General features: G+C 42.9%; 17 protein-coding genes. 12 read left to right on the top strand and 5 right to left on the bottom strand.

The features are described 5' to 3' along the window. Positions 1-172 precede the first annotated feature (172 nt). Positions 173-1,189, top strand: a complete 1,017-nt coding sequence (locus tag IT970_RS00900; protein ID WP_196857535.1) for a metalloprotease — start codon at positions 173-175, stop codon at positions 1,187-1,189. Positions 1,190-1,267: 78 nt separating this feature from the next. Here the strand turns inward: IT970_RS00900 and IT970_RS00905 are convergent, their stop codons facing one another. Further along, entirely contained in the window at positions 1,268-2,581 is a 1,314-nt protein-coding gene (locus tag IT970_RS00905; RefSeq protein WP_036974234.1) for a short-chain fatty acid transporter, read from the bottom strand. Positions 2,582-2,688: 107 nt separating this feature from the next. Beyond that, entirely contained in the window at positions 2,689-3,639 is a 951-nt protein-coding gene (locus tag IT970_RS00910; RefSeq protein WP_182395982.1) for a chemotaxis protein CheV, read from the bottom strand. Positions 3,640-3,785: 146 nt separating this feature from the next. Between IT970_RS00910 and IT970_RS00915 the strand changes: the two genes are divergently transcribed. Together IT970_RS00915 and IT970_RS00920 are read left to right on the top strand one after the other, a co-directional pair. Then, the gene (locus IT970_RS00915; RefSeq protein WP_036974230.1) at positions 3,786-4,853 is read left to right on the top strand and encodes a potassium channel family protein; all 1,068 of its coding nucleotides are present in this window, start codon (positions 3,786-3,788) and stop codon (positions 4,851-4,853) included. Continuing rightward, positions 4,853-5,059: a PLDc N-terminal domain-containing protein gene (locus IT970_RS00920; RefSeq protein ID WP_036974228.1), complete on the top strand. Its 207-nt coding sequence runs from the start codon at positions 4,853-4,855 to the stop codon at positions 5,057-5,059. Before IT970_RS00915 ends, IT970_RS00920 begins: the two co-directional genes overlap by 1 nt. 1 nt (position 5,060) lies before the next feature. Here IT970_RS00920 and IT970_RS00925 read toward each other — a convergent pair whose 3' ends face one another. Next, positions 5,061-6,092, bottom strand: coding sequence for a cytosolic protein (locus IT970_RS00925; protein WP_118843908.1), 1,032 nt, complete (start codon positions 6,090-6,092; stop codon positions 5,061-5,063). Between the two features lie 85 nt (positions 6,093-6,177). After that, positions 6,178-6,639, bottom strand: coding sequence for an EVE domain-containing protein (locus tag IT970_RS00930; RefSeq protein WP_036974223.1), 462 nt, complete (start codon positions 6,637-6,639; stop codon positions 6,178-6,180). A gap of 79 nt (positions 6,640-6,718) precedes the next feature. Between IT970_RS00930 and tesB the strand changes: the two genes are divergently transcribed. Further along, complete coding sequence (gene tesB / locus IT970_RS00935; RefSeq protein WP_036974222.1) at positions 6,719-7,576, top strand: acyl-CoA thioesterase II; 858 nt, start codon at positions 6,719-6,721, stop codon at positions 7,574-7,576. On the opposite strand, the gene plsB is transcribed toward tesB, so the two are convergent. Beyond that, the gene (gene plsB, locus IT970_RS00940) at positions 7,573-10,023 is read right to left on the bottom strand and encodes a glycerol-3-phosphate 1-O-acyltransferase PlsB (RefSeq protein ID WP_196857536.1); all 2,451 of its coding nucleotides are present in this window, start codon (positions 10,021-10,023) and stop codon (positions 7,573-7,575) included. The genes tesB and plsB overlap by 4 nt on opposite strands. A gap of 419 nt (positions 10,024-10,442) precedes the next feature. Between plsB and rpsJ the strand changes: the two genes are divergently transcribed. The 8 genes from rpsJ to rpsC are packed head-to-tail and all read left to right on the top strand — an operon-like array spanning position 10,443 to position 14,536. Continuing rightward, positions 10,443-10,754, top strand: coding sequence for a 30S ribosomal protein S10 (rpsJ, locus tag IT970_RS00945; protein WP_002957900.1), 312 nt, complete (start codon positions 10,443-10,445; stop codon positions 10,752-10,754). Between the two features lie 27 nt (positions 10,755-10,781). Then, a complete protein-coding gene (gene rplC / locus IT970_RS00950; RefSeq protein WP_036974218.1) occupies positions 10,782-11,417 on the top strand; it encodes a 50S ribosomal protein L3 in 636 nt (211 codons plus the stop codon). Positions 11,418-11,434: 17 nt separating this feature from the next. Then, positions 11,435-12,040, top strand: coding sequence for a 50S ribosomal protein L4 (gene rplD / locus IT970_RS00955; protein ID WP_036974217.1), 606 nt, complete (start codon positions 11,435-11,437; stop codon positions 12,038-12,040). Further along, the gene (gene rplW, locus IT970_RS00960; RefSeq protein WP_036974214.1) at positions 12,037-12,339 is read left to right on the top strand and encodes a 50S ribosomal protein L23; all 303 of its coding nucleotides are present in this window, start codon (positions 12,037-12,039) and stop codon (positions 12,337-12,339) included. The genes rplD and rplW overlap by 4 nt, the downstream gene beginning before the upstream one ends. A 17-nt stretch (positions 12,340-12,356) precedes the next feature. Then, positions 12,357-13,181 (top strand): 50S ribosomal protein L2, encoded by an 825-nt coding sequence (gene rplB, locus IT970_RS00965; RefSeq protein ID WP_036974212.1) that lies wholly within the window; start codon positions 12,357-12,359, stop codon positions 13,179-13,181. Between the two features lie 16 nt (positions 13,182-13,197). Then, positions 13,198-13,476, top strand: a complete 279-nt coding sequence (gene rpsS / locus IT970_RS00970; RefSeq protein WP_010376377.1) for a 30S ribosomal protein S19 — start codon at positions 13,198-13,200, stop codon at positions 13,474-13,476. A gap of 14 nt (positions 13,477-13,490) precedes the next feature. Next, positions 13,491-13,823: a 50S ribosomal protein L22 gene (gene rplV / locus IT970_RS00975; protein ID WP_004588690.1), complete on the top strand. Its 333-nt coding sequence runs from the start codon at positions 13,491-13,493 to the stop codon at positions 13,821-13,823. Positions 13,824-13,834: 11 nt separating this feature from the next. Continuing rightward, complete coding sequence (gene rpsC / locus IT970_RS00980) at positions 13,835-14,536, top strand: 30S ribosomal protein S3 (RefSeq protein ID WP_036974210.1); 702 nt, start codon at positions 13,835-13,837, stop codon at positions 14,534-14,536. The last annotated feature ends 9 nt before the right edge of the window (positions 14,537-14,545 follow it).

A 14,545-nucleotide genomic window follows, 5' to 3' on the forward strand; every position in this document is an offset into this window, starting at 1 on the left:
ACTCCATGAACAAGAAATGCTTTAGTTAAAAGTAGTAGAAAAATGCTATTTCGTCATGTTTTTTACTTGTGTATTGATGCAAATAATCACAACAAGGGCCACAAGAGTTAATTCGTAATTTAGCGCCGCCTCAGTATAATAGCCACACTCCTTATTAGCCGTTAAATAGATTATGATCAGACTTCAGCTGAGCTTAGCAAATGAAACCTTTACATTGCATTTAAAGGGCGCGCAGTTAGTGCAATTATTTCATCAACAACAAGCGATTGCGTTCGAGAACCCAGAACAACAAATGTATGAGTTTGATTTTCAAGGGCAGCGTATCGGGTTAGATACCAGCACCGTGCACGATAAAAGCTTGGGTGTTTATGTAAATCAACAGTGGCTGAGTCAACTTGCATTACCCGCTATGCAAGAGGCTGAGCCAAAACGTGGCATCATCGGTTTGCTCGCGTTAGGATTTAAACTCTTTAAAAGTGCAAAGGTCGTCAAAGCGGCACTCGCTGGTGCGTCAGTTGCTGGCTATGCATGGCTATTCTCAATCGAGTTTGCGTTAATGCTGATTGCCTGTTTAGTGGTGCATGAATATGGTCATGTTAGAGCCATGAAATACTTTGGTATTAAAACCAAGGGTATTTATCTTATCCCTTTTGTTGGAGGACTGGCTGTATCCGACGATAAAATAACAACGCGCTGGCAAGATGTGGTGATCTCACTCATGGGGCCTGCATTTGGTTTAATTACCTCAGTGCTCGGCGTGGTGCTTTATTACGCCACTGAAATGGAAATATTTGCCGGTGTTGCTGTACTGAGTGCTTTGCTTAATTTATTTAACCTATTACCAATTTTACCGCTAGATGGCGGCCATGTTTTAAAAAGTATTAGCTTTTCAATGCGATCTTGGATTGGTTTAAGCGTGTGTTTATTAGGGGTGTTATTTGGCTTATGGTTAAGTTACACCTTTGGCTTAATGCTGTTGGTGTTTTTCTTATTTGTCGGGGCGCTGGAAATTGTCTTCGAATGGCGCGGCCGTCATTACTCGCATTTAATCCCTCTGGACACCTATGGCCAAGGCTTTTCAGCGGTAATGTATGCACTTGTTGTTGCCGGACATGTGGCTGTTATGATGCACTTTGCCGACTCTGAAAGCGCAATTTTAAGCCTACCAATGAAAATTTTATCGAGTTAAGTTTACAAAAGCAGAGCGAATATTTTTGTGAATCTAATGACTAAGCAGGAAGTGTTTTTACACTTCCTGCTTTGCTTTTTAAGGATAAAAACTCAACATTAATGAAATAAACACACCCGTGATGATCAGTTGCACCAAGCAAAAGCCCATGATGTCTTTGGCTTTTAGGCCTGCAATGGCAAGCACAGGGAGTGCCCAAAAGGGTTGTATCAGGTTAGTCCACGCATCACCCCACGCAACGGCCATCGCTACACGAGGTATGTCGGCACCGAGTGCGTGTGCTGCCGGGATCACGATTGGTGCCTGAACGGCCCATTGACCTCCACCAGATGGCACAAAAATATTTACAAACCCCGCACTTAAAAAGCTCCAAAAGGGCAATGATTCAGTGGTTGCAATGGCAATAAACCCTTCAGATATTTGTTGGGCAAGTCCTGTTTTGACCATGATGGCCATAATCCCTGCATAAAATGGAAATTGAATCACGATGCCTGCGCCACTCGGGATCGCCTGTTGTAAGCTTTGCAGTAAATTATGAGGTGTTTGATGCAGTAAAATAGCGCTGAACAGGAAAATAGCGATGACACTATTTAAGTTTAAGCCACCGCCACTGAGTACAAAGTAATAAAATAGATAGCCAAGACCAACAAGGCCAATACCGATACCTAATATACGACTATGCTCAATTACTTCGGCTGGGCGAGTGGGTTTTACTGATGCCGTGGGCTCATCGTTAAGTTTTGCTGGGTCAACATACACACTGTCTTTCTCGTTTGGCAACATGTAGCGATTAACCAATGGCATAATAATAAATAAACCCAGCACAATCGCAATATTAAAGCCTGCGAAGACGGTGTTTTCAGTGCCAATTACCCCAATACTTTGTTCCGAAAAGTGCCCATCGGTGGCGATAGTTAGCGGTACTGAACCCGCTAAACCACCATGCCAGACAATAAAGCCTGAATAAGCGCTGGCAACCAGTAGTCGGTAATCTACCCGGGTTTGTTTGGCAATCGCTTTGGCAAATAAAGCCCCTATAACCAAGCCAAATCCCCAGTTTATCCAACTTGCCAATAAAGAAACTAACGTCACTAGTATGATTGCTTTAGCGGGGGTATTCGCGAGCGTCGCAAGCGTAGTTAACAGGTGTCGCATAACAGGGGTACTTGCCAGCATATAACCTGTTAGCAAGACCAGCAGCATTTGCATGGCAAATTGCAATAAGTTCCAAAAACCACCTCCCCACGCAGCTAATACTTGCACCGGGGACGAGGGGGTAAAAATACTGGCCACAATAAAGCTCAGCAAGGTTAATAAAATGACGAAAATAAATGGATCTGGTAGATAACGTTCAACCAGCTTGGTAAATGGTTTAGCAACGCGATTTAGCATAGTTTTTATTGTTGTCGTTGAATCAATAGTGCCAATTAATCATGAATGAAGCTAATTGGCAAATTGATACCGAGGAGACTGTATTCGGTGTATTAGAAAAAGCAGTGTTACGGTTGCTGTTCGAGTACCGCTTTTAGTCGTGCTTGCACTTCTTCAACCAGTAAAATGGGCTGAAACTTTGATAAAAAGGCATTACAGCCGACTTTTTCGACCATCGCTTGATTAAAGCTACCACTGAGTGAAGTGTTCAATACAATGTGTAAGTTTTTAAGACGATTATCGTTACGAATTTCGTGTGTAAGGCGGTAACCGTCCATCGCGGGCATTTCTGCATCGGTGATCACCATCAGCAGTTCTTTTTCAACATCTTTGCCTTCATCTGCCCACCTCTTCAGCATGTTAAGTGCTTCAAGTCCGTTACGTGCAGGGATAATTTCAATACCAAGTTGAGAGAGCGTGTCACTCACTTGTTTGCGGGCTGTGGGAGAGTCATCAGCATGCAGTATTTTACGACCAGCAAACTCATTAACGATGCTTTGATCTAAAATGTCGTCAGAAATATTGACTTCGTATTCGATGATTTCAGCGAGTACTTTTTCAACATCAATGATCTCCACTAAGTGTTCTTGGCCATCGCGTTTGATTTTAGTGAGTGCGGTTAAGTAGTGATTTTTACCAATCGCCGTTGGCGGTGGCATGATGTCAGACCATGTCATGTTGATGATTTGGTCGACCTTTCCAATCAAAAAGCCTTGCACCGTTCGGTTGTATTCAGTAATTACAAGGTTGGAATCTTCGATATGCAGTGCATCAGGCATACAAATTGCCTTGCGTAAATCAATCACGGGGATGGATTCGCCACGAATATCGACCACGCCAGCAACCTTAGGGTGGGCGTGGGGGACTTTGCTTATATGTGGTATTTTTACCACTTCTTTGACTTTAAAAACATTGAGGGCAAATAGATGGCGGCTATGCAGGTAAAAAAGCAATAGCTCTAAACGGTTTTCACCGACCAGTTGCGTGCGTTTGTCGACTGAGGCTAAAACACCAGACATATATCACCCTAAATACTAAATACAGAGAAAGTATAGTCTACTATTAATTTTCATTGTTACGCATTAGTAATTTTCCATCAGTTGCCAAAGGCTAAGCATTAAAGTACCGTATCGGATAAATTCCTCTACGACTATTTGCAAGGATTATGCATCATCTATTTAATCGTTTAGTGGTGATTATTCGCAGCCATATTGACCAAGTGAGTTGGCAAGCTGTGGTAATAACAACCCTGTTGCACATGCTACTTATTTGGTGGTTACTTGTGCTTGTTGGCGAGCAGGCCTTAACACCACTTAGCACCTATTTTTATTATTATGTTGTGACAACGTCAACGGTAGGGTATGGCGACTTTAGCGCCAGTACAGAATTGGGACGTTGGATTGTTGCAATATTACAAATACCATTTGGTTTAGCATTATTTGGCGTTCTGTTAGGAAAAACAGGGCAAACAGTAACTTACTTAATTAGGCGCGCTATGACGGGTGATAAAAGCTTCGCACATATTAACAATCACATCATTATTTTTGGCTGGCATGACACGCGGACTAAAAAGATGATTGACTATATTTTAGCAGATCAAAAACGTTTAGATCGTCGTATTCTGCTCGCTGTGACAGAGCAAATGGAGCATCCATTTTTAGCCAACCCGCACGTCGATTTTGCTCGTTTAAGCAGCTTTACCGACATTGACGAGCTAAAACGAGTGGCGATTGAACGCGCAGATAAAATTATTATAGATGGTCAAGATGACGACCAAACGTTTACTACAGCGTTACGTATCAGCAAATTAGTGAATGAACACTGCCATATCAGCGCGCATTTTGATGATGAAACAAAAATCGAAATGTTGCTAGAGCATTGCCATAATGTCGAGTGCAGCAGTGCAAAATCGGCTGAAATACTTGTACGCTCTATGCAAGACCCTGGCTCAAGCCGTGTTCAGGAAGAGCTATTATCAACCTTACATGGTGATACACAGTTCAGTTTGCCAATTCCTAAGGGAGTGCAAGCAATGACATTTGGTAATTTATTTCATCATTTTAAGCAAAGTCATGACGCTATTTTATTGGGCGTTGCCCATAATCTTAGTGCGCAAGATATGGATTTAAATCCGCCGCTTGACTATGTCGTTAGTGAAGGCGATATTTTACATTATATTGCTGTTGAGCGTGTGTTAAGCAACGAAGTTGATTGGCCGGCCTTGGTGAAATAATGAATGAAGTCGCGTTTTTAATTATTGTTCTCAGTGCCTACATTTTACCTGTGGTCATTGTACTCAATAGTAAGCGCACGCAAGGTCACGAAAAGAACGCCTGGTTGATCGGTATCATCTTTTTCTCATGGCTTGGTTTGATTATGTATCTGACCATTGTGCCCAAGCATGGGCACGTCAAAAAGCACCGTAAAGGTAAAAGCTAGATTACTTGAGTTGCTTTAATTTATGTTCAATCAATGGATCATCTGGCGACAGTTGCTGAGCGACTTCGAGTAACTTTATCGCGTCTTTAGGGTGCGCCTCTTGGTGCTTAATGGCTATATCAATCAGAGGCTGTACATCAACAGCCTCCTTTTGCTCTTGGAGATGCTCAGCCTTTTCATCAATCAAAATATTATGTGCGGTACTGAGCAAAGCTAAACGGTGTGCAGAGCCTTTATTCGCTTTATTTAAGCGTCGGTAGTAATCTTCTTTAAAGCGCAAGGTTTTTGTTTGTTGGCGAAACTGGGCAATATCAACCTGTTGATGGCGAATAAAATCCACCGCCACATCCTTATAAAAACCAAACTTATTTAAATAGGTTGCATGAACACTGTGACCCATGCCAAACACCCGTAAATGGGTTAATTGTGGGTAGCGTTTAGCGTGAGCGCGGTCAATTCGATTGGTCGGGTCATAAATAATGTAACCTTTAGCTTGCCCTAAATCTACGTCGTGGTAATCACCTGCCCAATCAAATTTTTGTGCGATATCAGTACTTGAACGGTCATCCCATGGCGCTTTTTCTTTATTTTTTGTACTGACAGGGTGAAATAGCAGCACCTTATCGAGCTTCAACAAATTAGCAAATGCACCTACTGCAAAGCCACCTCGGCTTAAACCATAGCCTAAGCGTTCTTTAAAGCCGCCAATAAGGGGGGCTAACTGCTCAATAAAAAATAATAAATTACGGTGTCTAAACCAGTTACTGATACCTAAATGTTGAAAGGCAATAATATTAACATCTTGCTTTTTTGCGAGCTTGTAGGCCCATGGTGAGAAATCATCAGTAAGGTCATGTTCTTGATAATTTGTCCCCGCAGGAGAAAAGGTAAATAGCAGAGGTTTGCTGGCGTCAATGATATGATATTTCACATACACATCACCGAGTAAGTCACCGCCCGTGAACGGCACTTGCTTTTGCTGTTCTGCATGGGGGAGCTGGGTCCATTCATCTAGCCAATACAATAATTTCATATATCCCCCACGGTACCTCTAAAATAAAGGGGACACATTATAGCAAAAATAGCCATTTAATAAAAATGGCTGCGACTTTAATATGTTAGCTTTCACTCATGGCGATTATTTGTTGCCAATCATGCTCCGTGACGGGCATGACTGATAAACGCCCGCCTTTTTTTAGGGCTATGTCAGTGATGGCGTCATTTGCTTTTATCGCTTGTAAGCTCACTAGTTTGTTAAGGTGCGCTTTATAAGTAACATCAACGACAAACCAACGTGGGTTTTCTGCTGTGGCCTTCGCATCATAGTAGTCACTGCTTAAATCAAATTGCGTTGGATCAGCATAGGCTTCACGTGTTATTTCGCCAATGCCCGCAACGCCTACATGTTTACAGCTTGAGTGATAAATCATCACTAAATCCCCTGCTTTTATGCCATCACGCATAAAGTTACGGGCTTGATAATTACGTACACCATCCCACATTGAGGTTTGCTTTGGCGCGTTTTTTAAATCATTGATTGAAAACGCATCAGGTTCGGTTTTAAAAAGCCAATAAGCCATAATTAGGTGCCCTTACAAAGATTTACTTCCAATTAGTCTATAGTATCATTAAACGCTTGTCGGGATTGAGGATAAATAAATGAGCCAAGTATTAGATGATTTACTGTCGTTGCTATCGTTAGAAGAAATTGAGCAAGGCTTGTATCGAGGGCAAAGCCAAGATTTAGGGTTTCGTGCTGTATTCGGTGGTCAAGTTATGGGGCAAGCTTTGTCGGCTGCCAAAGAAACGTTACCAGAAGGGCGCATTGTCCATTCTTTGCATTCCTATTTTTTACGCCCTGGTGATGCCGAAAAACCAATCATTTATGACGTCGAAAATATTCGTGATGGTAAAAGTTTTAGTACGCGTCGCGTGAAAGCGATTCAATATGGCAAACCTATTTTTTATATGACAGCGTCATTTCAAGGGGAAGAAGAGGGGCTGTCGCATCAAGCCCATATGCCAGATGTGCCGCAGCCTGAAGAACTTAAGTCATCGCTTGAATTTTACCAAGCGAATGCTGAGCATATACCCGAGGTGATCCGCAATAAATTTATTCGTGAGGTGCCGATTGAAATGCGCCCAGTCACGTTTCATAACCCATTTAAACCTCAGGTAATGGAACCTGTTAAGCACATTTGGTTTAAAGCCAATGGCGAGATGCCAGATGACCAACGCATTCATAATTATTTATTGGCGTATGCATCGGACTTTGAATTTTTACCCACGGCCTTACAACCGCACGGCGTGTCGTTTATGCAACCTAATATGCAAGTGGCAACAATTGACCATGCGATGTGGTTTCATCGTCCGTTTAGGCTTGATGATTGGATTTTATATTCGATTGATAGCCCAAGTGCGAGCTCGGGAAGGGGTTTGGTGAGAGGGCAGTTCTTTGACCGTCAAGGCAACTTAGTTGCCTCAACGATCCAAGAAGGGGTGATGCGCCAGCGCTAATCCTTTGAGTGCGTAGCTTGGCTTTGCACTATGTCATCAATTGACTGCCAGACACGTGCTGGCAGCAATGCTTTTAGATACATATATACTTCACAAAGTGCATTACTACCGGTAAAACCGTGCTCTGTTTCGGTAATTAACTTTTGCTCACGTAAGCTTGAAATAAACCCGATAAGTACTTTTTTATCAAAAAACTCAGGGGTTTTAATGCCATGCAGCGTGCCTAAACGCTCTGCTAATACTTGGCTTTCGTGCTCAAGCTCTTCTCGCTCAATCCCCTTGCTGGTTTGAATAAAGCCAACCACGATTGCATAACGCTGCAAGGTTAAGCTCAAGGCACGCCCTAGCATTTCGAGTTTTGCTAAGCAGTCGTTGCTGTTTGTTACTTTGATATTATTGCCATCGATTTCAATTAAGTCTTGATCAACAAAGCTGGCAAGAACGCGAGTAATGTAGTTTTCATCTAACTCATGTAAGAACCACTCTTTGGCAAATAGTGGGTAAAAGCGTGTAATCACGGCTTGGCAATCAGCCAGAGTCGTTTTGTGTGTTTTAAATAAATGCAGTGCCAGTAAGCTGGGAACAGCGAACAAGTGCAACACATTATTACGATAATAGTTAAACAGCGTTTTTTCTTTATCATTAATTGCAATGATTTCGCCAAATTCGTCGCTGATCACATCAAATTTATTCAGTTTTAATGCATGCTCTAACAGCTGCTCTGCGCTTTCATTGGGGGTGGTCACTTTGTCGCTATAGCTTGCACTACGTTGCAGGTGCAAGTAGAACTCAAGTTGGGCAATCAGTTTGGGTTTACTCAGCGCATGTTTATCGTTAACCAGTAAGATCATCGCTAACAAATTCACCGCATTAAGCGCCGCAGCGCTATTGATATTAACCATCACTTTGTCTGCAAGATTAGCGACTTGTGGGCCCAACCATTGTGGTTTTTGTACATCTGTTGGGTGAATCGATTCACGCCAATCAGGTTGCTGCTCATTAAGGTATTGGTTTATCGAAATGGGGTCACCAAAGTTTAAGTAGCCACGGCCATAGTTTTTAAGGTTTTTAATAGCCTTAAAAATCCCTAAAACGGATTCGCCTTTTTTGTCGTTACCTGCCAGCTCTTTTAAATACGTATTAATCTCCATTACGTGCTCATAACCAATGTAAACGGGCACAATCGAAATAGGGCGATCGATGCCGCGCAGCATCGCTTGCAATGTCATTGCTAACATACCCGTTTTAGGTGGTAATAAACGACCTGTACGACTGCGACCACCTTCTGTATAAAACTTTATTGAGTAGCCTTTAATGAATAACTGGCTTAGGTACTCTTTAAATACAGAGGAGTACAATTTATTGCCCGCGAATGAGCGACGAATGAAAAATGCACCACTGCGGCGGAATACGCCACCTGCAGGGAAAAAGTTTAAGTTGATGCCCGCTGCAATGTGCGGCGGTACTAAGCCTAAATGGTAAATCGAATAGGTCAGTAATAAGTAATCCATATGCGAGCGGTGACAAGGCATATAGATAATCTCGTGGCCTTTGTCGGTTAGCTCATGGACTTGCTCAGAAAATTTAATATCGATGCCGTTATACAACTTATTCCACAGCCACGTCAAAATACGATCGGCAACACGAATAGTCGCGTCACTGTAGTTAGCAGCGATCTCGTCTAATAATTTAAGCGCATTTTGACGCGCTTCATTTTGGCTAATGTTTTTTTCTTTCGCCTCAACTTGAATGGCTTTTTTGATGGTTGGCGAGGCAAGCAGCGAATTAAACAACTGCTCACGTGAGGGCATTTTTGGCCCGGTAGCTGCCAGTTTTTGACGACGGAAGTGCACGCGAGCAACACGTAGCAATTTATGTGGCAGTTCATCAACATCGGCTTTTTCGTTTACCAAGAGCGATAAGTCGAGCGGTTGGCTAAAGCGAATAAAGTTGTCACGACCTGAAAACAAAATGACAAAGAACTTACGAAACCAGCTTGGCGTAAGTGAGTGTGATACCAATGTACCTAAACCTGGCTTTTCTTTTCCTGGGTTACGACCCCATAAAATAGTAACCGGGATAACCTGTACGTTTTTCTCACCTGAGTGCATTAGGTGGTCAATAATGTGTTTGCCTTGGTGAAGTGCATTACTGGGTTTACTTTTATTACCAAACAGAGGCGGCGGGTTTTGAATACCAATAAAACGATCAAGCTCTTTATTACCCAAAAGCTGCTCTTCTGTTGGACTTGGTAAGCCGTATTTTTTACACACGCGCGCGAGTGCCGCTAAATCAGAGCGCGCATTGAGTCTAACAATATAAAAGGTCGGGTTGGCGGGGTTTAGGTTATATTGCTCAATCGGGTTTTCTGGCAAGACCTTACTTTTAACAAATAAGCGGTTCATACCGGCAGAAATGATATTTAAACAACGATTAATGATACGCATTAACTCACCAAAGTAATTAAGAGTAATAATAGAAACAAAAAAAGCGCCATAGAATAGCAATTATTAACTGGACTGACCATTGCCATAGTGTGGCTTTTGGGTTTATTCAAATTAACTATAGTAAAGCAAAGACATAGCTTAACTGAATTTAACTGAAATATTATACAAAGCAGACTTTATTCGTTTTAACCCTAAAAAGTTGTTGCATTTATCACCAATCTCACTATAATACGCAGGCTTTCAAAATTCCCTCGGGAACTTGGAAGGAACATTAAGCTTGGATTTCAAGCTAATAAAACAGGAACTCCGATTTGGAGTTCAACGTAGATATAAGAGAACAGCCGACATCTTAGTTAGTAAGATTGTTTCGGTCGTTTTTTTATGCTCTTTTTAAATGCTCTTTATATTGAGGTTTAAGAATGTCAAATCAACGCATTCGTATTCGCCTAAAAGCTTTTGACCACCGTTTGATTGACCAATCAACGGCGGAAATCGTGGAAACTGCGAAACGCACTGGCGCACAAGTACGTGGTCCAATCCCACTACCTACACGCTTTGAACGTTTTACTGTACTAACTTCACCGCACGTTAACAAAGACGCGCGTGATCAGTACGAAATCCGCACCCATAAACGTCTGATCGACATCGTAGAACCAACTGACAAGACTGTTGACGCGCTTATGCGTTTAGATCTTGCTGCTGGTGTTGATGTTCAAATCAGCCTGGGTTAATCGGAAGATTAGAGAGGTTTTAGGAAAATGGCATTAGGTCTAGTCGGTCGTAAAGTGGGTATGACACGTATCTTCACTGAAGATGGTGTATCTATCCCTGTGACAGTTATCGAAGCGACTCCTAACCGTATTGCTCAGATCAAATCTGAAGCAACAGACGGTTATAACGCGCTTCAAGTAACCGCAGGCACTAAAAAAGCAAGCCGTGTAAACAAAGCTGCAGCGGGTCACTTCGCTAAAGCAGGTGTTGAAGCGGGTCGCGGTCTGTGGGAATTCCGCCTAAATGGTGGTGAAGGCGATTTTGAAGTAGGCGCTGAGCTTACTGTTGAATTATTCAACGAAATCAACAAAGTTGACGTAACCGGTACTTCTAAAGGTAAAGGTTTCCAAGGTGGTGTTAAGCGCTGGAATTTCAGCATGCAAGACGCGACTCACGGTAACTCTCTATCTCACCGTGCTCCTGGTTCAATCGGTCAAAACCAATCACCTGGTAAGGTGTTTAAAGGTAAGAAAATGGCCGGTCACATGGGTGCTGAGCGTGTAACGACTCAAAACTTAGAACTAGTTCGCGTTGACGCTGAGCGTAACTTGCTTTTAGTTAAAGGTGCAGTACCTGGCGCTATCGGCGGTGACGTTATCGTTAAACCAGCTGTTAAAGCATAAGTCCTGGAGATTTAGTGATGGAATTAGCAATTAAAGACGCTTCTGGCGCTCTTGAAGTTTCTGAAGCTACTTTTGGACGTGAGTTTAACGAAGCATTAGTACACCAAGTAGTTGTTGCTTACGCAGCAGGTGCTCGTCAAGGTACTCGTGCTCAGAAGACACGTTCTGAAGTAAGCGGTGGTGGTAAAAAACCATGGGCTCAAAAAGGTACTGGCCGTGCACGTGCTGGTACAATCCGTAGCCCAATTTGGCGTTCAGGTGGCGTTAGCTTCGCAGCTAAACCACAAGATCATAGCCAAAAAGTAAACCGTAAAATGTACCGCGGTGCGATCAAAAGCATCTTATCTGAATTAGTTCGTCAAGAGCGTTTAATCGTTGTTGAGCAGTTTGGTCTTGAAGCACCAAAAACTAAAGAACTAGTTGCTAAGCTTAAAGAACTTGAGCTTAAAGATGTTCTTATCGTGACTGAAGAAGTAGATGAGAATCTATTCTTATCGGCACGTAACCTGTACAAGGTTGACACGCGTGATGTAGCTGGTATCGATCCTGTAAGCCTAATCGCTTTCGATAAGGTACTTATTACAGCTGCTGCTGTTAAGCAACTTGAGGAGGCGCTAGCATGATCCGTGAAGAACGTCTTTTAAAAGTGATCCTTGCTCCACATATCTCTGAAAAAAGCACTATCGCTGCTGAAGAAAACAACACGATTGTTTTCAAAGTAGCTAAAGATGCAACTAAAGCTGAAGTTCAAGCTGCAGTTGAGAAGCTTTTTGAAGTAGAAGTAACTGGTGTTCGCACACTAAACGTTAAGGGTAAAACAAAACGTACTGGCATGCGTTTCGGTCGTCGTTCAGACTGGAAGAAAGCTTACGTTACTCTTAAAGAAGGTAGCGAGCTAGACTTTGTCGGCGGCGCCGAGTAATAAGGGGAGTTAGAATTATGGCACTTCAAAAGTGTAAACCAACTTCTGCGGGTCGTCGTCACCTGGTTAAAGTGGTTAACCCTGATCTTCATAAGGGTAAACCTTACGCACCACTACTAGAGAAAAACTCTAAGTCTGGTGGTCGTAATAACAAAGGTCGTATCACGGTTCGTCACATCGGTGGTGGTCATAAGCATCATTACCGTGTAATCGACTTTAAACGCACTAAAGATGGCATTCCAGCTGTTGTTGAGCGTCTAGAGTATGATCCAAACCGTAGCGCAAACATCGCTCTTGTATTATATGCAGACGGTGAGCGTCGTTACATTATTGCACCTAAAGGCTTAAAAGCTGGTGATTCAATCCAGTCTGGTGTTGATGCACCAATCAAAGCTGGTAACACATTACCAATGCGTAACATGCCTGTAGGTTCGACTGTTCACAACGTAGAATTAAAACCAGGTAAAGGTGCTCAAATCGCACGTTCTGCTGGTGCATACGTTCAAATCCTTGCACGTGAAGGTCAATACGTTACTCTACGTCTTCGTTCTGGCGAAGTTCGTAAAGTTCCAGCTGACTGTCGCGCAACACTTGGTGAAGTAGGCAATGCTGAGCATATGCTTCGTTCACTAGGTAAAGCTGGTGCAAATCGCTGGCGTGGTATCCGTCCGACAGTTCGTGGTGTTGCCATGAACCCGGTAGATCACCCGCACGGTGGTGGTGAAGGTCGTACATCTGGTGGTCGTCATCCTGTGTCTCCATGGGGTAAACCGACTAAAGGTGCTAAGACACGTAAGAACAAGCGTACTGATAAATTTATCGTACGTCGTCGTACTAAATAATAGTTGAGGAATAGCCATGCCACGTTCTCTCAAGAAAGGTCCTTTTATTGACCTACACTTGCTGAAGAAGGTAGAGAAAGCGTTGGAAAGCGGTGACAAGAAGCCAATTAAAACTTGGAGCCGTCGTTCAATGATCATACCTAACATGATCGGATTGACCATCGCTGTCCATAATGGTCGTCAGCACGTTCCTGTGTTTATCACAGACGAAATGATCGGTCACAAACTAGGTGAATTTGCACCAACTCGCACTTACCGCGGTCACGCTGCGGATAAGAAAGCGAAGAAACGTTAAGAGGAGAATGATAAATGCAAGCATTAGCTAAACATAAATTCGCCTCTGGTTCGGCGCAAAAAGCACGTCTAGTTGCAGATCAGATCCGCGGACTTCCGGTTGATCGCGCTCTAGAAATCCTGGCGTACAGCCCTAAAAAAGCGGCTGTATTAGTTAAGAAAGTACTTGAGTCTGCTATTGCTAACGCAGAGCATAACGAAGGTGCTGACATTGATGAGCTTCGTGTAACTACGATCTTTGTGGACGATGGTCCAACAATGAAGCGTATTATGCCACGTGCTAAAGGACGCGCAGACCGCATCCTTAAGCGTACAAGCCACATCACTGTTGTGGTTTCAGATAGCTAGGAGTATAAGTAATGGGACAAAAAGTTCATCCTACTGGTATTCGCCTAGGTATCTCTAAACCTTGGGTTTCTACCTGGTACGCGAATTCAAAAGATTTCTCTGATCAGCTTTTTGGCGATCACAAAGTACGTACATTCCTTACTAAGGAATTAAAAGCGGCTTCTGTGTCTAAAATCGTTATTGAGCGTCCAGCAAAATCTATCCGTGTAACAATTCACACAGCTCGTCCTGGTGTTGTTATCGGTAAAAAAGGCGAAGACGTTGAAAAACTACGTCAAGCAGTAACTAAGATTGCAGGTGTTCCGGCTCAGATCAATATTTCTGAAGTTCGTAAGCCTGAACTTGATGCACAACTAGTAGCTGACGGTATTGCGTCACAACTAGAGCGTCGTGTTATGTTCCGTCGCGCTATGAAGCGTTCGGTACAAAACGCAATGCGTATTGGTGCAAAAGGTATCAAAGTTGAAGTTAGCGGTCGTCTTGGCGGTGCTGAGATCGCACGTTCAGAATGGTATCGTGAAGGTCGTGTACCTCTACATACTCTTCGTGCTGATATCGACTACGCAACTTCTGAAGCCTTAACCACTTATGGTATCATTGGTGTTAAAGTTTGGATCTTCAAAGGCGAAGTTATTGGTGGTTTACCACTAGTACAAGAGCAAGAGAAGCCAGCTAAACGCGCGCCAAAGAAAGCCAAAAAAAGTGCTAAGTAGAGGTAGCGA

This window comes from Pseudoalteromonas sp. A41-2 (assembly GCF_015767615.1).
GTDB classification, from domain to species: Bacteria; Pseudomonadota; Gammaproteobacteria; order Enterobacterales; family Alteromonadaceae; genus Pseudoalteromonas; species Pseudoalteromonas lipolytica.